The organism is Nocardia australiensis (assembly GCF_020733705.1).
In the GTDB taxonomy this organism is placed as follows: domain Bacteria; phylum Actinomycetota; class Actinomycetes; order Mycobacteriales; family Mycobacteriaceae; genus Nocardia; species Nocardia australiensis.
This window is the reverse complement of the sequence record NZ_JAJFZM010000016.1, coordinates 355418-375461: the sequence shown is the minus strand read 5'-3', so window position 1 is coordinate 375461 and position 20044 is coordinate 355418. Positions and strand designations below refer to the sequence as shown.

The 20044-nt window shown below is 66.2% G+C and carries 13 protein-coding genes and 1 other RNA gene; 6 read left to right on the top strand and 8 right to left on the bottom strand.

Annotated elements, in window-relative coordinates:
• Nucleotides 1-939, top strand: coding sequence for a CHAD domain-containing protein (locus LKE06_RS29115; RefSeq protein ID WP_228002549.1), 939 nt, complete (start codon nt 1-3; stop codon nt 937-939).
• Between the two features lie 154 nt (nt 940-1093).
• On the opposite strand, the gene LKE06_RS29110 is transcribed toward LKE06_RS29115, so the two are convergent.
• Nucleotides 1094-2710 (bottom strand): RNB domain-containing ribonuclease, encoded by a 1617-nt coding sequence (locus LKE06_RS29110; RefSeq protein ID WP_228002547.1) that lies wholly within the window; start codon nt 2708-2710, stop codon nt 1094-1096.
• A gap of 17 nt (nt 2711-2727) precedes the next feature.
• Nucleotides 2728-3060, bottom strand: a complete 333-nt coding sequence (locus LKE06_RS29105; RefSeq protein ID WP_228002545.1) for a hypothetical protein — start codon at nt 3058-3060, stop codon at nt 2728-2730.
• Nucleotides 3061-3478: 418 nt separating this feature from the next.
• On the opposite strand from LKE06_RS29105, the gene LKE06_RS29100 reads away from it, so the two are divergent.
• Nucleotides 3479-3862 (top strand): hypothetical protein, encoded by a 384-nt coding sequence (locus tag LKE06_RS29100; RefSeq protein WP_228002543.1) that lies wholly within the window; start codon nt 3479-3481, stop codon nt 3860-3862.
• Nucleotides 3863-3950: 88 nt separating this feature from the next.
• On the opposite strand, the gene rnpB is transcribed toward LKE06_RS29100, so the two are convergent.
• Nucleotides 3951-4375: RNase P RNA component class A (rnpB, locus tag LKE06_RS29095), an RNA gene on the bottom strand.
• Between the two features lie 65 nt (nt 4376-4440).
• Between rnpB and LKE06_RS29090 the strand changes: the two genes are divergently transcribed.
• From LKE06_RS29090 to LKE06_RS29080, 3 genes are all read left to right on the top strand, one after another.
• Entirely contained in the window at nt 4441-5328 is an 888-nt protein-coding gene (locus tag LKE06_RS29090) for an alpha/beta hydrolase (RefSeq protein WP_228002541.1), read from the top strand.
• Nucleotides 5329-5463: 135 nt separating this feature from the next.
• Nucleotides 5464-6045: an NUDIX domain-containing protein gene (locus LKE06_RS29085; protein WP_228002540.1), complete on the top strand. Its 582-nt coding sequence runs from the start codon at nt 5464-5466 to the stop codon at nt 6043-6045.
• 57 nt (nt 6046-6102) lie between these two features.
• On the top strand, nt 6103-6282 hold the full coding sequence (locus LKE06_RS29080; RefSeq protein WP_228002538.1) for a hypothetical protein: 180 nt from the start codon (nt 6103-6105) through the stop codon (nt 6280-6282).
• Nucleotides 6283-6385: 103 nt separating this feature from the next.
• On the opposite strand, the gene LKE06_RS29075 is transcribed toward LKE06_RS29080, so the two are convergent.
• Together LKE06_RS29075 and LKE06_RS29070 are read right to left on the bottom strand one after the other, a co-directional pair.
• Complete coding sequence (locus tag LKE06_RS29075; protein WP_228002536.1) at nt 6386-7216, bottom strand: CPBP family intramembrane glutamic endopeptidase; 831 nt, start codon at nt 7214-7216, stop codon at nt 6386-6388.
• 65 nt (nt 7217-7281) lie between these two features.
• Nucleotides 7282-7701, bottom strand: coding sequence for a hypothetical protein (locus LKE06_RS29070; protein WP_228002535.1), 420 nt, complete (start codon nt 7699-7701; stop codon nt 7282-7284).
• Nucleotides 7702-7830: 129 nt separating this feature from the next.
• Between LKE06_RS29070 and LKE06_RS29065 the strand changes: the two genes are divergently transcribed.
• Nucleotides 7831-8679 carry a helix-turn-helix domain-containing protein gene (locus LKE06_RS29065; protein WP_228002533.1) on the top strand — a complete coding sequence of 283 codons (849 nt, stop codon included), beginning with the start codon at nt 7831-7833 and terminating at the stop codon, nt 8677-8679.
• A 25-nt stretch (nt 8680-8704) separates the two neighbouring features.
• Here LKE06_RS29065 and LKE06_RS29060 read toward each other — a convergent pair whose 3' ends face one another.
• The 3 genes from LKE06_RS29060 to LKE06_RS29050 form a co-directional block, all read right to left on the bottom strand.
• Nucleotides 8705-15934 (bottom strand): non-ribosomal peptide synthetase, encoded by a 7230-nt coding sequence (locus tag LKE06_RS29060; protein ID WP_228002531.1) that lies wholly within the window; start codon nt 15932-15934, stop codon nt 8705-8707.
• Between the two features lie 177 nt (nt 15935-16111).
• Nucleotides 16112-18589 (bottom strand): FAD-dependent monooxygenase, encoded by a 2478-nt coding sequence (locus LKE06_RS29055; protein WP_228002524.1) that lies wholly within the window; start codon nt 18587-18589, stop codon nt 16112-16114.
• 311 nt (nt 18590-18900) lie between these two features.
• Nucleotides 18901-20031 carry a bifunctional RNase H/acid phosphatase gene (locus LKE06_RS29050; RefSeq protein ID WP_228002522.1) on the bottom strand — a complete coding sequence of 377 codons (1131 nt, stop codon included), beginning with the start codon at nt 20029-20031 and terminating at the stop codon, nt 18901-18903.
• Nucleotides 20032-20044 lie beyond the last annotated feature (13 nt).

The window sequence follows — 20044 nt, the reverse complement described above, 5'->3', positions numbered from 1 at the left end:
ATGGTCAACGCCGGAAACGCCCTCGTCGCCGCACTCGGCGACGACGTCGACCGGCTGCTGGCCGCCGAACCAGAGGTCCGCGCCGACGCCGACGATTCGGTGCACCAGATGCGGGTGGCGACCCGCCGCCTGCGCAGCGTGCTGCGGTCCTACCGCGGTCTGTTCGAGAAGGCGCCCGCAACGGTGATGGGCGCTGAACTGAAATGGCTGGCCGGGCTCCTCGGCGTCGCACGCGACGCGGAGGTCCACGCCGATCGCTTCGCCGCACTGCTGGCCGAACACACACCGTCATCCGAACCGAGCAAGGCCCGATCCGGTTCAGCGACAACCGATTCCGCAGCATTCGAGCAGGCAGCTGCCACACGCACCGACATCGAAACCGTAACCGCCGAACTCGTCGGGGCCCAGCAAGCGAGATACGCGAGCGCCCACGCGGAAATCATTGCCGCGCTCGACGGCCACCGATACCGCACGCTGCGCGACGAACTGTCGGTATGGCGCACCGATCCCCCGCTGGATCACGCCCAGGCCGCAAAGCCCGCGACAAGGACCTTCGAGCGGGTAATTCGCGGCGATCGCAAACGGCTACGCCGCCTGGTCTTCGCCGAACCCACCGTCTCGCCCGCCGAACACATCGAGCTGCTGCACGATATCCGTAAGAGCGCCAAGCGGTTACGGTACTCGTGCGCCGGCGCGGCGTCGACGCTCGGCGCCGCGGCCACCGAACTGGGCGCGAACGCGAAGCGCCTGCAAACCGTCCTCGGCGACCATCGCGACGCCATCGAATCCCGCGACACGATTGTGGCCCGCGCCGCCGAATCACACGCCACCGGCACGGTCGCGGCGATCTACGAACTGCTCGCCGACGCCGAGGAAATCGCCGCGGGTAAAGCACTCGCCCACTACCCGACCGCCGCCACTTTCGTGTCGGCTGACTGAAACCTATTGCACTCCTAAGTATTTGGGCCGAGACATCGGCCGACTCGCTCAAGTCATCACAGTGGGATCGGCCACAATAACCCCTACGTCGAAACCGGACGTGACGGTGTGCCGAATCGAGACTCGCGCAGAGCTGTCCCACCGGGCGCGGGAATCAGGCTGGGTAGGCGAAGGCGATCTTGCGGGTGGCAGGGTCGGCGGATTGCAGACGAACTCGCACCTTGGCGCCTTCAGAGGGTGCACCTTCGCATCTTCCGACCACCGGTGGGTCCGCGATGAATACTTCGGCGGTGCGGTTTCCGTTCGCCTCGCGGATGACCACCGCGTCGAATTCCGCGCCGATGCGCTCGGCCAGCAGTGTCGCCTCTGTGAGGTCGATACAGGCTCGTTCCACCTTGTTCGCGGTAGCGTCGGTGCGGCGCATGGTCTCGGCGGCGGATGGCAGTCCGTCGCGAACCCATTGCGGCACTTCGGTTCCGGCGCACAGGGCCAGACATATTTCGGTCGTGAACCGGTCGGATAGTCGACGCAGCGGAGCGGTGACGTGCGCGTACGGTGCGCCGATCGCGCTGTGCTGCAGGCTATTCGACGACTGGGTGTGCTGCCCATCCGACTGCGGCAGGCTCTGCGTCGGCTTGCCCCCGTTCGGCTGCCCGTCTTCGGCCGCCCCTGCGCCCGAATCGGACTGCGAGGTCTCGCCAGTATCCGGTTGCCCGAAGCCCGGGCGTGCATCATTCGGCTGCCCCCGCACTGGCTCGGGCCGGTGCGACTCCGTACCGGCCAACACCGTGTACCCGGCCCCGCGCAGCAACCCGGTGGCCTCCGACATCAGCACCAGCGCGGCGGGAGTATTCGGGTCGAGCCCGGCGAGCATCCGGCCGACCGATACGTCCACGGGCCACACGATGCCCAGCGCCGCCGCCGTCCTGCGCATGGAATCTATCGCCGATTCGACGGGCGGCGGCATGGTCCGCAGCAGCGCGACCCGCTCCCCTGACGGCGTCACCCCGTCGAGCATGATGCGCGCCGCGCACATCCCGGTTAGCAGCGATACCTGTTCGTTCCAGTCGTCGACGGCGGTGCGCGGCTCCAGCACCAGCCGCCAATGCCCGTCGGTCCGGTCGTCGCCGACCACGCTCTGGGCCGGTAGCCGCAGCCCGATCGCGCCACGGGCAAGTCCCGCCTCGATGCGCCGCGTACCGAATTCCGGCAGGGCTGCGATCGCAGGATGTAACCGGCCCGCGTCGGCGTCGGCCTGCACACCCGCGTAGTCCAGTCGGGCGCGGGACCGAATCATGGCGCGCACCACCGAGAATCGTTGTGGTTCGGCGTTTTCGTCGAGTTCGACGGTCCACAACGCGGCAGGCCTGGCCTGGTCGGGCAGCAGGCTCGCGGTGTTCTCCGACAGGACCGGCGGGTGCAGCGGCACGGTGCCATCGGGCAGGTAGAAGGTCTGTCCCCGGGCGCCCGCCGCTTCGGCGAGGGCACCACCGGGATTGATCACGGCGCCGACATCGGCGATCGCGTAGTGCAGAGTGAAGCCGGAATCGGTGCGCTCCAGATGCAGCGCCTGGTCGAGATCCATGGCGCCGGGCGGATCGATCGTCACGAACGGGATATCGGTGCGATCAGTGCGGTTGCCCGCGAACGCGTCGAGCGCGACGCGGGCTTCCGAGACGGCCTCGGCGGGATACGCCGAGGCCAATCCGAACTCGGATCGGATGGCGCCGAAATCGACCGGCGCCGAGACGATCCGCTGGTGAAGTTCCACGCTTTCGCTGTCAGGCTCTACTGCAGCGCCAGCATGGTGCCGTTCAATTGATTGATCGGTCCGTACATGGTGAAGGTGACCCGCCCACCCGGAACGTTCGACGAGACGGCGGCCGTCGCGTCCAACGCCTGACCGAATGAGGCCGCGGACGGATGCGGCAGGCCTGCGATCGCCTGCCCGATGTGGCTCTGGTGTACCCAAACCGTGTCGACGGAGTTGAGGTCGACCTGCACCCCGCCCGCCAACGGAGTCACCGCGACCGCACTCGCGGACCCGGCACCAAGCACTGCGAAAACCGATGCTGCCCCGGCGATCAAGGCACCGGCGACCAGTGAACGAACTACCCGCATAGAGTTGAGACCTGCTTCCGCAATCGGAGAATGAATGACCCTGCACCGGGTCGTGCCAACGGCGACCACTCTATGACCTCTCTCACGTTCTAGGCCAGCCCACGCCGAATCGCCATACCTGACACGCCGACACCCATCCCCTACACGGGTCACTGCTAGGGTTCCCGGGCGTAGCGGGGTTCGATCTTCCCGCACATTCTGAAGTGTCTCCGTACGTCGACCATTGGGAGTTACGCACACATGTCAACGCTGCTTTTCGATTACCTGATGCCATTGATCGGCCCGGACCAGGCCGCGTACTGGGCGCAGGTCTTCATGGTCGCGCCGGTCTGATCTCACCGCGGCACCCGCGGTCGTCGTCGCCTTCCGTTAACCACACGGAAGGCGACGTTCGCCAACTACCACTAGCATCCCGCCCGTGCAAAGAACTTCCGCCGCCATCGCGGCCAGCGCCACCCTCTTCACGCTGCTGCTCGCCGGCTGCAACGACGACGCCGCGAGCAGCGCCGCCGGATCGACATCGGCAAGCGCCGCAACGTCTTCGGCCGCCATCCCCGGCCTCGACGACATCAAGACGGGCACCTTCGTCGTCAGCTTCCGTAGCGCCTTCCCCAAGCTCGCCGACGGCAAGGACGACACCAAAATCCGCGACATCCTGGTGGACACCTGCAAGGACATCAAGGGCGGTAAGTCCGAGGACGATGTCGTGCAGAACATCATCAAGCGAACCCAGTCCGGGTCGGTCGAGGCAAGCAAGGAAGAGGCGCAGGCGATCTACCAGATGACCAAATTGCTCTGCTGAGATCAAGTCGGTGGGCTGCCGCTCGCGAAAAAGCGCCAGCTCCACCGCCGAATTCCCTTCGACCACAACCCGATCCGGGTCGGCGGGGCGGACGAGTTGACCTGTAAGCCGGATCCTGTCCCCGGTTCGCACCGGGTGACGACCATCCATCTGGACACACCGTTGCCGGGTGCCTCGAGCGGTCCACCCGCAGGCTCGGGCGAGCAACCCTCGAACACCTGCGCAGCCGCACCGCAAGCGATGCGACCTTTGACCTTGCTCCGGGCGGGGTTTACCTAGCCGCCCCGGTCACCCGGGGCGCTGGTGCGCTCTTACCGCACCGTTTCACCCTCACCGACACACTCGAAAAAAGCTCGAGCCGCGTCGGCAGTCTGTTTTCTGTGGCACTGTCCCGCGGGTCACCCCGGGTTGCCGTTAGCAACCGCCCTGCTCTGTGGAGTCCGGACTTTCCTCGGCGGTGGGCGGCGGCACTCGCGTGCCCGTTCCCATCGCCGCGGCCGTCCGGCCAACTCGTCCGCCCGTACAGGGTACAGCGGCCCGCGCGACGGGTGGCGAGGCGGCGGCTACGGTTATGTGCCATGGAACGTGTCGAGGTCAGTTTTCCGTCGGGCAGCGAGCATTGCGCCGCCTGGCTGTACCCGCCCGACGGCGTCCCCAAGCCCCGCCCGCTGATCGTGATGGGGCACGGAATGGGGGCCAATCGGGAAATGGGATTGGATAGGTACGCACGCCGGTTCGCCGCCGCCGGAATGGCCGTGCTGGTGTTCGATTACCGGCATTTCGGGGCCAGCCAGGGTTCGCCGCGCCAGCTGCTGCACATTGCCCGCCAGCGCGAGGACTGGCGCGCCGCGATCTCCTACGCGCGTACCCTGCGCGGCATCGACGCGACCCGAATCGCGCTGTGGGGCACCTCTTTCGGCGGCGGACACGTACTGGCGGTCGCACCCGACGACGACTACATCGCCGCGGTCGTCGCGCAGGTTCCCTTCACCAGTGGCTGGGCCTCGGCCTGGGCGAAGGGCCCGACCAGCATGACGAAGGTGGCGACCATCGCCGCCACCGACCTGCTCGTCGGCCCGTTGCGCCGCAAACCGGTGCGGATTCGGCTTGCGGGGCGCAAGCGTTCGGCCGCGCTGATGAGCGCGGCCGATGTGCCCGAAGGTTACGGCAGGCTCGCCGATGAAAGCGAAAGCTACGAGCCGAGAGTGGCTGCCCGAGTTGCGTTCTCGACACTGTTCGACTCCCCTGGACGCAGGGCCAAGTCGCTCAAAATGCCGGTGATGTACGTCATCGCCGATAACGATTCGATCGCCCCCGCCAAGCCGACCCTGCGTGCCGCCGAACGCACCAAGCACGCGGTCGTGAAGCGCTACCCCGTAGGCCATTTCGATGTCTACTTCGACGACCATTTCGAGCTGGCCGTCTACGACCAGACCGAATTCCTGGTCTCGGTGCTGCGCCCATAGGGTGCCACACCCATAATCGAGCCCGGGGTCGAGATGATGGCGGCCGCCTCGATCCCGGCAGCACGGTGTGCCGGACAGATTCGATGGTCGAGCGCAGCCTCGATGTGTCGGTGGCCGCGGCTAGAGTCGCGTGCCATGAACCAGGCGACGGCCGTCGTGGCCGATATCGTGCGTGCAATAGCACCATTGGATTCGCTCGAGCGAGAGCACATCGGCGCGACGCTGGCCTGGCTCGAATCGACCGATGATGTGTTCCGTCGCGTCAAACCCGATACGCCACCTCGGCATCTGGTGTCCTACGTGGTACTGGTCGATCCGGACGCGCGCACCGTCTTCCTCGGACGGCACCTGCTCGCGGACCTGTGGCTACCGACCGGTGGGCACATCTCCCCCGGCGAGCACCCCCTCGATGCCGCAGGGCGTGAAGCGACCGAGGAACTCGGTATCACCCCGGAGTTCACCGTCGTCGGACCCAAACCGTTGCTGCTCACGGTGACCACCACGGTCGGAACGCACAGCGGCCATGAGGACGTCAGCCTCTGGTACGTCATTCGGGGCGACCGCATCCGCGAATACTCCCTGGACCCAACCGAATTCAGCGAGGGCCACTGGTGGGACATCGACAAATTCCCAATACCCGACTCCGACCCCCACTTCGCCCGGTTCCTCACCAAACTCGAAACCCGACTCGGCGGCCACGCCACGATCGCCACGTGACGGCGGCCTGGACGGATGATCATTGCGCACGCCTGGACGACCGCGCACCATGGTCGAATGATTGTTCGCCGGTTGGGTGAGAACGAGTGGACGGTGGCGCGAGACGTCCGGCTCGACGCTCTCGCGGGTTCAGCGCCCGGCACCTTCGCCTCGACACTCGAGGTAGCTTCGCAGTGGACGGAACACGACTGGCTGCGATGGATGGGCACCAGGCTGTTGTTCGTGACTGGAAAGTGAGATGGTCATCGCGCTCGCCGGCGATGCCGACGAGCAGGCGCGGCGACGTCAAGGCTCGCTCGCGTCGGAGTGACCTCGCGGATTGCGCAGGGATGTCCTGCGGTTAGCGGCTACCGGCTTCTGGCGAATGATGCTGTGACGCGACCTGTTCATTCGGAATACGGCGCGAGGTCTGTACCAGAACAGCAAGAGCTATCGCGGACATGAGTAATCCGGCGAGCACCGTGCTGATTGCCTTGCTGTAGTCCGGTGTCAGGGCGGCGGTCACGTTGAGCATGGCGTGCATGACTATTGCGGCGAGAATGCCATGACCGGTGTGGTTGTGCAGCCACACGATGAGCACGCGGGCGGCGACGGTGCCCGCGAACCAGCCTGCGATCCAGCCGATGCCGTGGTCGACCTGGAGCAGGGGGATCAAATGCCATACGGCCCAGAAGGTTCCGAGGATGAGGCCGGTTCGGGCCGGCCCCCATCGTTGCTGCATGGGGTCGGTTGCGTAGCCGGTCCAGCCCAATTCCTCACAGCCCGCGGCGAATAGAGCGGCGAGCACGATCACGGGCAACGCTGCCGGTGATATAGGCAGTGTCGACCCGACCTGCCCCGACATGCGCGCGATCCCGTGTGACACGAGTGCGACCACCGCCGGGATGAGCAGTGCGACCAAGTACCAGAACTTGCGCGGCGCCGCCGAATAGTCGCCGATCCGGCGCAATAGCCGAACGGTGCCGCCCCAACCACTGTCCCGATAGGTGAGGATCGCCGCCGCAAGCACCGGCAGCACGAACATCGCCGCGCTGGCGGGCAATTCCATAGCGCCCACCCGCAGGCTCCCGAACACCGCACCCAGCACGAAGAACGGCAGCGACAACACCGTAACCAGCATCAGGAACCGAATCGGATGCCGAGCGTCGTCCGATTCGTCATGGACACTCATGGATTTCAGCTTGCCATCCGAGTGTCGATCTGGAGGAACGCGGTCAGGAGGTGGCGCCGGTCCGGCTACGTGTAACGGTCCGCTCGGCGCAAACCCGCGTACTCCAGGCACGCGAAACCCGCGACGACGGTCGCCCCGATGAGCATGAACACAATACCGAGACCGGTGAGATCGATCAGGCCGGAAAACGCGAGCGCCGCCATGCCGACCGCCGAGAGCGCGTTGACGGCGACGACGGCGGTCGCCTGCCGACGCGCGATCGCCGGGTAGCCCGCGATGAGCAGCAGCGCGAGCGCACCGCCGAGCATGCCCACACCGAAAGGGATCGACCAGGCCGTCGGCAGTCCGAGCGGGTCACGCAAGGCCGCCGCGCCCGCCAGCATGACGACGCCGAAGACACCGGTGCTCCAGCCGTCTATGCGCAGCGCGGTGCGCAGGTGGTCGGTGTCGAGGACGGGGTTGGCGGCAAGGGTTGACGTGCTCATGTACGGCTCCTGCGGGTCGTTTCGGTGAGCCGGGCCGGTTCACGCGATCAACGATGCGGCCACGAGGTAAGGGTCTCAATAACCTCTGAGGTCATGGTCACGCTGCGCACCGCTGATTAGCCTGCTCAGGTGGCGGAAATTCGGGTAGCGGAAACTTTGGCGAACAACCGGTCGCGGGTCGGTGGCCTGCTGCGGGATTGGCGGCAGCGGCGCAGGCTCAGCCAGCTCGATCTGGCGCTGCGGGCCGACACCTCGACGCGGCATGTGTCCTACGTGGAGACAGGGCGGTCCAAGCCGAGCCGGGCCATGGTGCTGCGATTGTGCGAGGCCATGGATGTCCCACTGCGCGAACGCAATACGTTGTTACTGGCCGCCGACTACGCGCCCGCCTACCGGGAGAGCAGCCTGGACGACGCGGGTCTCGCCTCGGTCCGTTCGGCATTGGACACGATGCTGGCCGCGCATGAACCTTATCCGGCGGTTGTCGTCGATCGACTGTGGAATGTGGTCGCCGGCAACACGGCCTTGGGGTGGATGATGGACGGCATTCCGGAGCATCTGCTGCTACCTCGGCCGAATGTGTACCGTCTCGTGCTGCATCCGGAGGGGCTCTCGGCGCGGCTGGCCAATCTCACCCAGGTGCGTGCGCTGTTTCTGCAGCGGCTGGCCGAGCAGGCCAGTGCCAGCGGTGACCCGCAGTTGCGCGCGCTGTATGACGAGGTCTGCGACTACCCGCGACTGCCTGACCCGCCGGATGGGCCGGATGACGATACGGCGCAGCCGAGTCCGTTCGAGGTGCCGTTGCGGATCAGGACACCGCTCGGCGAGCTGCGGATGTTCAGCACCATGGCCACCTTCGGTGCACCCGCCGATGTCACGCTCTCGGAGCTCGCGATCGAATTGTTCTATCCACTCGATGAATTCACCGCCGGAGCCCTGCGCGGGCTCGCGGCGGCGACAACTGTGACCTCCCGGTGAATATTTGCGCTGGCGGTCCGCGCCTTCAGGCGTCGAGCATCTCGGCGCCGAGTGCCTGATCCGCGGCCGACAGGGCCGCGTCGAGTCGTTCGGCGACCGTCTGGACATGCGGCTCGGTCATCATGTGCAAGTGATCGCCCGGCACTTCGACCTGAGTGAATCGACGGCCCGCGTACTGGCGCCACCCATTGTTCTCGCTGTCGAACATGCTGCCAACCGCCTGATGCGCGAAGTCGACACCGGGCGGCAGTCCCTCGGTGGCACGCAGCAGGGTGATGTCGCGCTCGTAGGGCGCCAGTTCGTACTCGAGCAGCGCCGTGTAGTTGGCGTGGAATACGTCGTAGAGCCTGCGGACCGCCTGCGGTGAACTCTCGGTAGGCAGGATCCCGGATTTGATCGTCTCGGTCAGCACCGCGTCGAACAGTTCCTCGGTGTCGTGCAGGTCGGGTTCGAAATCGACCAGCGCGGCCTCGTTTCCACGTGCGTACCAGAGCAATTCGAGGAAGAACCAGCGGATGAGCTGCTCTTCGGCGATCGGTTGACGATCCTGCTGTCGCCGCAACGCCATGGTGTCGAGCAGCGTCACGCTGGCCACCTCGTCCTCGGGCAGCTGGCGGGCCATCTCCAACGCGACATTGCCGCCGAACGACCAGCCCGCCAGGTGATACGGGCCGTCGGGATACACCCGGCGGATCGCCGCCAGATACGACCGCGCCATCGCCTCGATCGTGTGCTCCGGCGTGCTCCCCGAATCGGCGCCCGCCGCCTGCAATCCGTATACCGGCCTGCCGGGGCTCAGGTAGCGGGCGAGTAGCAAGTAGCACAGCACATTTCCACCGATCGGATGCACAAGGAACAACGGCGTCTTGGTGCCGTCGCTGACCGGAACCAAGGGGTCGAAGGTGCGGTGGGTGCTACCGGAACGCAGGACCGCGGCGAGTTCGGCGGCAGTCGGTGCGCCGATGAAAGTATCGAGTGCCACCTCGATACCCCACCGCCGCGACAATCCCATCACCACCCGCATGGCACCGATGGAGGTGCCGCCAGCGGCGAAGAAGTCGTCATCGAGCCCGATCGATCGCAACCCCGCGTATTCGGCCAGCAATTCCATTGTCGATCGCTCGTACTCATCAGACGGGTCCCGTTGTGCGACAGCGGAATCCGTCGCGGTCTCGACGACCGAACGCAGGGCGCGGTCGTCGCGTTTGCCACTGGGGGTGCGCGGCAGTTCATCCAGCCAGGTGAAGCGGGACGGCACCATATGCGACGGCAGCACCGCCCGCAGATCGTGGCGCAACGCTACCAGATCCGTGCGCTCGGGGTCGCCGACCAGGAATGCGATCAGCGCGCCATCGATGCCGCCGAAACTACGCGTCACCACCGCCACCTCGGCAATCGCGGGATACCTTTCCACCAGCCCGAGAATGTACAATTCCACCTCCGCGGGCTCGACCCGGAACCCGCGAATCTTCACCTGACTATCACTTCGGCCCAGATAAACGAGGTCGCCGGAGGCAAGTCGCACACCGAGATCACCGGTGCGGTATGCGATCGCGCCACCGTGGGTGGCCACGAACCGCTGCGCGGTCAGTCCGGGCCGGTCCTGGTAGCCGCGCGCGATGGATCGTCCACCGAGGTAGATTTCGCCGATCACACCGTCGGGCACGGCCCGCAGTGCGGTGTCCAGCAACTCGGCGGTGTCGCCGTCGACCGCGCGTCCGATCGCGGGCAGTGCCGGGAAATCGTCGGCGGGACCGCTCAATGTGTACTTGGTCGCGACATGAGATTCGGTGGGGCCGTACTGGTTTTCCAGGAGCAGCCCCGGCACCACCTTGCACAGCGCGCGAATCTCATCGGTAATGCGCAGTTGTTCCCCGGAGGAAACCAGCACTTTCAGGCTGGTCGGGAAGGTGCGCCTCGCCACCGCCGCCTCGGCGAACGCCTGCAAAGCGACATAGGGCAGAAAGAGACGCTCGATGTCCTCATCGACAACCGTTCGCAGCAGATCCTCGACGTTGGACCGCAAATCCACCGAACTCACCCGCAGCGTCGAACCCGCGGCCAGCGTCGTGAAGATCTCCTGGAACGACACGTCGAAACTCAGCGGCGCCAACTGTAGGGTGCTGATCAGGCCGGTGCCCGACCGGGCGCGCAGCTGCCAATCCACCAGTGCGGTCAGGCCACGATGCGCCATGGCCACCCCCTTGGGTTCACCGGTCGAGCCCGAGGTGAACAGCACGTACGCGACCGTATCCGGCGATACCTGTTCCGGCACAGTGAATTCCGGACCAGAGTCGACATCGACATCGAACACTGCGGCCGTATCGAGCACCAGCGCGGTGTCATCGACGATGTCGGCGTATTCGGCGTCGGCGATCACCCGCTGTGGACGGGCCCGATCGATCATCAGGTTGAGCCTGGCCCGCGGATAGCCGGTATCCAACGGCACGCAGGCCGCACCGATCCGGGCGAGTGCGAGCACCAGCTCCACCGATTCCGGGCGTCGCGCCATCATGATGCCGATCCGGTCACCTGGTTTGACACCGAAGCCGCTGAGCTGCTGGATGATTCGATCGCTTCGCTCGATCAGCTCGCCATAGGTGACGATGTGGTCGTCACCGACGAGCGCGATCGTGTCCGGATTCAACGCCGCCGCCTCGGTGACCAACGCACCCACGTCGCGGGTCGTGGCCGGTCCGGTGCTGTGATCGATGGCCGAATCCGGTTCGCCCACAATGCTCGCCAGCATCCGCAGCTGGGTTGCCGCGACGGTCTGGCACTGCGCGGTGGTCAGCGTGTGATCCCCATTGACGCGCACCCACATCCGGTTGTCGCGCGGATCATTCGCCACCGTCACCAGCAGCTGGAAATTGGTGTCCTCGCGAACATCGAAGTCGCTCAACCGAACTCCGTCGGCGCCGACGATCGGCGCGAACACGTGATAGTTGATGAAGTTGAACGCCGTCTCGAATACCGGACCGCCGTCGGTCAGTATCGACCGCAGTGGGTAACGGCGGTGCGGGTAGGCGTCGCGCTCCCGGCGAGCGATCTGTTCGACCGCGTCACGCCACGTGGTCACGGTGTCGTCCAACCGCATCGGCAGCGTATTGAGGAACAGTCCGGCTATGCGTTCGGCACCCGCCCGATCCGGCCTGCCGTGGCTGACGACCCCGGTGGTGACATCGGCGCGGCCGGTGACCGTGCGCAGCGCCAGGCAGTGCGCCGCAAGATAGACGGCCTTCTCCGGCAGCTGGTTTCGGGCCGCGTATTCCGACACCCGCTGCGCGAGCCTGCGCGGCACCAGCGCGCGCGCCTGGGGCGCGTGAGTCTCGGCGACCTGGTGGACGCCGAGCGCGGTCAATGCGGTGGGGTCCGCGCCCGCCAGTGCGGTGCGCCAGTAGTCGCGGGCCGAATCATCTTGGGCAGCAGCCTGTTCAGCCTGTGCATATTCGGCGAGCACGGTCGCCGAATACGGGGTGTCGTCGATGCCGGTCTCGACCAGCCCGAGCCGATGCAGGTAGTCGACCAACAGCTCCAGCACCGAGGTCGCGACGCTCCAGCCGTCGAGGATCGCGTGATGGAAGCTGAGGACGATTTCGACGGTTCGTTCGGCATCGGCGTCCAGCGCTGGCCGCAGGTATACCCGTACGACATACAGTGGGGCGCGGTCGATGTCGTAGTGCGCGTGCCTGCGCTCCTGGATGTAGGACTCGACCTGTTGCTCAGCCTGTACCGGATCGACGGCGGTCAAGTCGACGATGTCCAGCTCGTAATCAGCCGTGCGGTAGACGATCTGCAGCGGAATCGAATAGCGGCTCAGGTCGAATGCGGAGCGCAGCGCGGGCTGACGCGCCACCAAGCGATCGAACGCCACCCGGAATTGCGCTGCGTCCCAGGGCATATCGAGCCGATAGCGGAACACGTCCTTGTAGGTGACCGAGTCGGCACGTTCGATGCTGTGATACAGCATGCCCAGTTGCAGCGCAGTGGCCGGAAACGCGTCTTCGGCCTGATGCAGCACCGCGCGGTCGATCAACGGCACCGTTTCCAGCGCGGAACCGATGCGAATTCGCGAGCCGTCCGGGGCGGCGGTGACGATACGTGCCAGTTCGGCGATGGTCGGGTTCTCATAGAAGCCGTCCACATCGAAATAGAGTCCGGCCCGTTCGGCGGCAGTGCGTACCGACAGCGCGAGAATGGAATCGCCGCCATGGGTGAAGAAGTTGTCGTGCACGCCGATGGACTCGGTGCGCAGCACGCTGCTCCAGACCGCGACCAGTTCGGCCTCGACGGCGGTACTCGGCCCCGAGTGGGCCGCGACATCGACCGGCTCCGCGGCGGCCTGCTTGGTGAGGGCTTTCCGGTCGAGCTTTCCATTGCGGGTCAGCGGAATTCGATCGACGCGCACCAATCGCGCCGGGATCATATAGCGGGGCAGGCGGGTAGCAAGAAGCTCGGCGATGTCGTCGCCGGTGACCTCGTCGCCGACGAAGTATCCGACCAGATGCACGCCGTGCGTGGCGGACGGCTCGTCGAGGACCGCGGCCGAACGCACTCCGGCGCAACCGAGCAACGCGTTCTCGACCTCGCCGAGTGTCACACGGTTGCCGCGGATCTTCACCTGATCGTCGAAACGGCCCAAGTATTCGAGGGTGCCGTCGGGCAGCCAGCGCGCGATATCACCGGTGCGGTAGCGGCGACGGCCCAGCACCGTCCGATCGTCGACGAAGGCGGCCGCAGTCAACTCGGGGCTGCCACGGTATCCACGAGCCACGCCGACACCGGCGATATTGAGCTCACCGGGTACGCCGACCGGCAATCGCCGGCCACCCGCGTCCAGCACCAGCAGGTCGATATTGTCGATCGGGCGGCCGATCGGCACCACGGCGCGCGAATCATCCTGCGCGCAATCGAAGTACGACACATCGACGGTGGCCTCGGTGGGGCCGTACAGGTTCACCAGGTGCGGTGGGGTCTCATGCGCCGCCGCGTAGACCGCGTAGAACCGGTCGACCAGCGCGGGCGGCAGCGCCTCACCACTGCAGAACACCCGGCGCACGGTGGCCAGGCGCGGCAAGAGGGTGCGATCGGCTTCGAGTTCATCGATCAGCGCGGCCAGCATGGACGGCACAAAATGCACGACGGTCACCCAGTCGGCCTCGATGGCGGCAGCGATCCGGCGCGGGTCACGTTCCCCACCCGCCTCGAGTAACGCCACCCGCGCGCCGGTAATGGCCCACCAGAACAACTCCCACACCGAGACGTCGAAGGTGACGGGTGTCTTCTGGAGGATGACGTCATCGGAGGTCAGTCGATAATGCCGCTGCATCCAGGTCAACCGGTTGACCACCGAGCGATGTTCGACCATCACGCCCTTGGGCACACCGGTCGATCCCGAGGTGTAGATGAGATAGCTCAGATCGGCCGGGTGCGAGACGTTTTCGACGACACGACCCGACACCGTGTCGGTCACCGGCACCCGTGTGACACCCAGCTCGGTATACACGTGCGCATGACGTGGATCGGCGACCACGAATCGAGCGGCACAATCGGATAGGACCGTCCGAATCCGTGCGGCCGGATAGTCGGGATCCAGTGGTACGTAGGCGCACCCGGCGCGCAGGATGCCCAGGATCGCGACCAGCATGTCCGTTGATCGGGCCAGCACCACCGGGACGCATTCGTTGCCGCTGGCGCCGAGTTCGTGCAGCCGGGCCGCGAAACCATTGACGCGACCCGATAATTCGGCGTATGTCAGCGGTTCGTCCCCGGAGTCGGCGGCAGGGATCAACGCCACCCGGTCCGGGTGTGCGGCCGCCTGCTCGCTGAAGAGCCGGTCGATGGTGGTGTACGGGAATTCGGCACGTGGGCCCGCTTCGAACGTGGCTACCTCAGCGAGCGCCCGCGCCGAGAGCAGCGGCAGCGCACCGACTGCGGTCTCGGGATGGTCGAGTGCCGCGACGATCAGCTCACCGACACTGCGCAGCGCCGATTCGATGGTGAACGTATCGTCGAAAACGTCGGTGTCGTAGAACAACTGGAGGTTGATCGAGCCGTCCCGGCCATTCTCCGCAACCACGATGGTCAGCGCGTCGGAGACCGTGCCAGGATTCAGCACCGTCCATTTCGAGAGCAGGTCGTGCACATAATCCGCGTCCGGCAACTTGGTGTAGGAGTACTGGACGTCATACAGCGGCGGTGCCGACGGGTCGCTGTTGAGCGCGCGCGCCAGGTCACCGTACGGGAATCGTTGGCGCTTCTTCAGATTCCGGATCTGCTGGGTGACCTCCGCCGCGACCTGCGCGAGAGGCACCTCGCGATCCACCCGGACCGGCAGCGGCACGACATTGGCGCGATGACCGGCGGTGCGGAAGGTTTCGGCCGAGTGCCGGTTGAGCATCGGGCACCCGATCACCACTTCGTCGGTATGGTGGATCGCCGTCAGATAGGCCGCCACGGCCGCGGTGGTATAGGCGAACACCGTGAACCCGGTGTCCCTGATCCGCTGGAGGAACTCACCAGAAATCATCGTGCTGTGGTGTCCGCGAACGACTTTCGGGCGTTCCGAACGTCCGGAGAACAGTGCGGGCTCAACACCGTCCAATGCGGCGAGCAGGGCGTCACGGTCCTGCGTGTACTGCTCGGATTCGCGATAGGCCTGGTCTTCGGCCGCGATCGCCCGATAGGTGTCGACCGAACGATCGGTGTACTCATTGGGTGGCTCCGGCTGGGCCAGCTCCTCGAGCGAAACCCCGTCGGACTTGGTGTAACTGTCGTTGAGCAGGGCGATCAGCGGGTTCATACCGTAGCCGTCGGCCAGCGCGTGATGTACCGAGAGGAACATCCAGAACCGGTCCGGTCTATCCACTACTGCCGCCAGCCGCGCCGGGCGCCCGGGCAGCTCCGGGTCGGCGACTGCCCGCCACAGCCACTCCTGTGCCGCGGCAACCGGATCCGGTTCGCCGGTGAGGTCGAATACCTCCACCTCGGGGATATCGTCGGACACCCACTGACGGAACTGCCCATCCGCAAGCTCGAAGCGCAGCCGCAGCGCGTCGTCACTCATCAGGGCCCGCTGCCAGCACGCTTGCAGCCGTGGGAGATCCAGCGGCGCGTCCATTCGGAAGCTGTATGTCTGCTGGGCGACGGGATCAGGTGCCAGCCGGAAAGCCAGGCCGAGCACATCACGCTGGTACGCGCTGACGGGCCAAGCCTCGGACGGTCTTTCGGGGGTTGCGCTGGTTTCGGATGTCACAGTCACTCCTATCGCGACGGTCGCGGCACAAACCGTGCGCAGATCTGCCTAGGGCCCACCCTGATGACTCGCAAACGCAAAGCTGTAACCGCCAGTTATCCAGTTGTCAGAGGTCGACAAACACCGGCATCAGCATTGATGCCGTCCTCGTCGTGGTTCAGGGACGCATCGCGCCGGTCAGATGGCGGCCAGTAGCGCGCGCACGCTTTCGTCGGCGAGCCGCTCCGCCCGCTCGCGGGATACCGCCGGCTCCACATAACCGACGTTGAAGGACAGTTCGCCGTGCGTCGCGTTGGCGGTGGCCATGATGAATCCGCTCACCGACATACCGGAGACGAACTGGGCACCCGACAGCTGCCAGGAGCCGATCTTGTCCGGGAAAGGATAATCACCCAGGTAGGTCATGCACAGGTGGCCGGGACCCCGGGTGTCCATCAGCTGTACCGTGGCCGCGCTCGCGGACACCGACTTCGGTGCGGCGAGCTTCAAGAAGTTCAGCGCGCCGAGATGATCGCGCCGCTTCATCCGATCGGCGTACTCGCGCTCGATTTCGGTGGCGATCTGCCACAACGAGGACCACGGCGCGTACCTGGCCGGCGTGGCGATCATGCCCTGGTATGTCCCGACCTCGGTATCGGCGACCGCACCTTCGAGATGCGAGCGGAAGTTCACCGAACTGCCGACCGTGTACCAGGACTGCGTCACCGTCTGTGCCTCCCGCGCCGCCCCGGCCAGCAGCGCGGCCGAGAGGGCCGCCTGCAGGCCGACACCGTTGCGCGCGCATGCCGCGGTGAGCGCTTCGAGCTGGTCGCCGTCGAGGGTGCGGTGCACCACTCGGCTGCGGCGCCGTGCGGGCGGCGCCAGTTCCGTCGGCTCCAACCTGCGCGCCCGTCGCAGCTGCGACTTCTGGTCGCGCAGTAGCGATCCCACGGCGCGGCCGATGCCGCTGCCGCCCTGGAATTTCTGGGGGAACAGTTCCTCGGGGCCGGGGCGGACCGGCGCCGGATCGAGCGCGGCGCTCTCACCTGCGGCTACCTGCAATACCTGCTTCGACACCGACATGGCGCTCTCGCCGTCGGCGATCGCGTAGTGCAGGGTGATGACCAGATCGCTGGTCTCGCCATCCGGCGTGCTGATGAGCACGGCACGCGCGAGGGGCCCCTCGCGCCAGTCGAACGGCTCCCGCAGTTCGACCTCGTCGACCTCACCGAGCCAGCCTTCGAGCTCGGCGGATTCGACGACCCGCAGCGGGATCGGCCGATTGGTCACCGGCACGAATCGCGGTGCGGTGCCATCCGGTTCGGCCGCCACCGCGACACCTAGCAGTGGGTGTCGCCGCTGCACCTCGTCCAGACCGGTCCTGACCTGCTCGGCTGTGATTCGACCCCGCACCCGCACGCGGGCCAGGATATGCAGTGGCGCAAGCTGATCGGCGATCCAGTGCCAGCGCTCCATCGGCGACAGCGGTCGTGGCAGCCGCGCGGTCGGGCCGTCCAGCGGCGGGAAACCCAAGGGTTTGGCTGTCTCACGAAGGAAGAACTCGGTGGGCGCGTGCCGGAAGTATGCGTCACGCAGCTTGATCAGCCGCGCGTCCGTGGTCTGCTCGACCTTCCCGAGATTCAACGACCCGTTGACCATCATCGCGGCCCGGGCCGCGCGCACCTGCTCGTAACGGCGCAGTCCCGCAACGGGATCCAGCGAGGTCTTCAAGCTGTGCGCCAGCACCACGGCGTCCTCGATGGCCGAGTTGGCGCCCTGGCCGAGGCTTGGCAGCATGGGGTGCGCGGCATCACCGAGTAGAGTGACACGGCCGCGGCCCCATTGTTCGAGCACCGGGCGGTCCTGGGCGGGCACGGCCAAAATATCGGCTTCATCGGTCTGCTCGATGCACGCCCGCACCTCGGGCGCCCAGTTCGCGTAAAGCCGCAGCAGCTCTTGTTTGCCCCCTTGCCAGTTCGCGGCCTCGGCGTCCGGCATGGTCTGCGTACCCCACCAGTACACGCGACCGTGGCCGATATCGTGGATGCCGAAACGCATTCCGGTGCCCCAATAATGGGCCGAGAAGCCGCGCGGCACGGCGGGATGCTCGAACGGGATACAGGCCAGCCAGCACACAAAGTTACCGGGGCGGGGCTCGGCGCGGCCGTGCAACTGGGCGCGCACCGTGGAGTGGATGCCGTCGGCGCCGATCAGCAGGTCACCCTCGGCGACGCGGCCGTCAGCGAACTCGACGCGCACATGCTTACCGTCGTCGACGAAGCGAGTCGCCTGTGCGCCCGCGTAGGTCGGAGTGTCGCCGATGGCGCGCAACAGCGTCGAGTGCAGATCACTGCGGTGCAGTGCGACGCTCGGAGCGCCGAGGCGGGCATCCTGGCGGTGCACCGGCAACACTCGAAGCGGCGTGCCGTCGGGATAGCAGAACCGGAAGGTCTCGACCTTGCCGCCGCGTTCGATCAGCTCTTCATCGATACCGAGCCCAAGCGTGCGCAGTGCGGTGATTCCGTTGGCTGACACCGAAAGTCCGAATCCTTGCGCGCGCAGCTCCGGCGCGGCCTCATATAGTTCGACGCCGAAACCCGCGTGCCGTAAGGCCGCCGCAGTAGTGAGTCCCCCGATGCCAGCTCCCAGAACGACAACTTTGATCGGATTACTCATCGAACCTGCACTCTCGTCGAACCACTCGATAGCGCAGGGGTGCCTCACCTTTCGAAGCGGCCGTCGAGCCACGCTGCTCGTTGGCCGACATCCCCCCCTTGACAGCACTGTATGAAGAAGATAATCCTCGAACAGGCAGTCGGGGCGGGATGCCCTGCGCCAGACCGCCCCGAACCTTACTCCCAGATCGAGGTTTGAAACGCGAACGAGTGAGATTCGCCGCAAGCCATTGCGAACTGTGGCCGATTACGTTGGAATGAGCGATAATTCGCGTCTCGCGACCGAGCCGCCACGACGGACCGGCCCGATCGTTACAGATACGAGGTGTCGTTCACCAGCCGCACCGACGATCCTCCATCGGGATAGAACTCGGCGATCGACAGCGACGCCAAGTCCAGATGCAGGCGATACAGCAGCGACGGACCGACACCGAGAGCCAACTGCAACAGCGTCTTGATCGGGGTCACATGACTGACCGCTACCAGATTCGCACCCGGATACATCGCGACCAGATCCCGCCGCACAGCCTCCACCCGTTCGCGCACCTGATCGAAGCTCTCGCCGCCAGGCGCGGGCACCGACGGATCACCCAGCCACCGCGCGTGTAACTGCGGATCACGTTGCGCCGCTTCCAGGAACGTCAAGCCCTCCCAGTCACCGAAATCGGTCTCGATGAGCCCGTCGAGCACATGCACCGGCACATTCAGCGCGGCAGCCGCGGCCTCCGCGGTTTCACGGGCTCGGCCCAGCGGGGAGCTGACCACGGCCGACACACCGCCCTTCGCCGCCAGCATCTTGGCCGCGCGAGCGGCCTGATCGCGACCGAGTTCGGTGAGTGGCGGATTGCCACGACCCGAATAGCGGCGCTGCACTGAGAGCTCGGTTTGGCCGTGACGCAGCAGCAGCAAACGAGTCGGACGGCCGGTGGCGCCGGTCCAGCCGGGTGCGGTCTGCTGCGCGGTCTGGGTTGTGCGCTGCGCGGGTTGCGCATTCGACTCGGCCTCGAGCGCGGTTCGCACCTCCCCCACAATCGTCGCGTCATCCATCGCCGCATTGGCGAGTCGATCGGCATGCGAATTCTGGGCGCGCGGAATCCAGCTGAAACTCACCCGGTCGAATCCCGCCACCAGCCTGCGCGCCTGATCCGCCAGCGGAATCATCGCCGCGTGCTTGACCTTCCAGCGCCCCGACATCTGCTCGACGACCAGCTTGGAATCCATCCGCACCGACACCACCCGGGCGCCGAGTTCCGCCGCCGCCGCCAAACCCGCGATGAGCCCACGATATTCGGCGACGTTATTGGTGGCGACACCGATGAACTCGAACCGTTCGGCGAGCACCCGGGCATGATCGGCGTCGAAAACGACCGCACCGTAACCGGCAGGCCCCGGATTGCCCCGCGAACCACCGTCCGCCTCGACGATCACCTCACGCTCGGCCATCAGTCCCTCGCTG

What these genes read in the sequence shown, in the direction of transcription:
- LKE06_RS29070 (WP_228002535.1), bottom strand. Translation starts at nt 7,701, where the DNA reads ATGAGCACGTCAACCCTTGCCGCCAACCCCGTCCTCGACACCGACCAC.
- LKE06_RS29090 (WP_228002541.1), top strand. Translation starts at nt 4,441, where the DNA reads ATGGAACGTGTCGAGGTCAGTTTTCCGTCGGGCAGCGAGCATTGCGCC.
- LKE06_RS29105 (WP_228002545.1), bottom strand. Translation starts at nt 3,060, where the DNA reads ATGCGGGTAGTTCGTTCACTGGTCGCCGGTGCCTTGATCGCCGGGGCA.
- LKE06_RS29080 (WP_228002538.1), top strand. Translation starts at nt 6,103, where the DNA reads ATGATTGTTCGCCGGTTGGGTGAGAACGAGTGGACGGTGGCGCGAGAC.
- LKE06_RS29085 (WP_228002540.1), top strand. Translation starts at nt 5,464, where the DNA reads ATGAACCAGGCGACGGCCGTCGTGGCCGATATCGTGCGTGCAATAGCA.
- LKE06_RS29115 (WP_228002549.1), top strand. Translation starts at nt 1, where the DNA reads ATGGTCAACGCCGGAAACGCCCTCGTCGCCGCACTCGGCGACGACGTC.
- LKE06_RS29055 (WP_228002524.1), bottom strand. Translation starts at nt 18,589, where the DNA reads ATGAGTAATCCGATCAAAGTTGTCGTTCTGGGAGCTGGCATCGGGGGA.
- LKE06_RS29050 (WP_228002522.1), bottom strand. Translation starts at nt 20,031, where the DNA reads ATGGCCGAGCGTGAGGTGATCGTCGAGGCGGACGGTGGTTCGCGGGGC.
- LKE06_RS29075 (WP_228002536.1), bottom strand. Translation starts at nt 7,216, where the DNA reads ATGAGTGTCCATGACGAATCGGACGACGCTCGGCATCCGATTCGGTTC.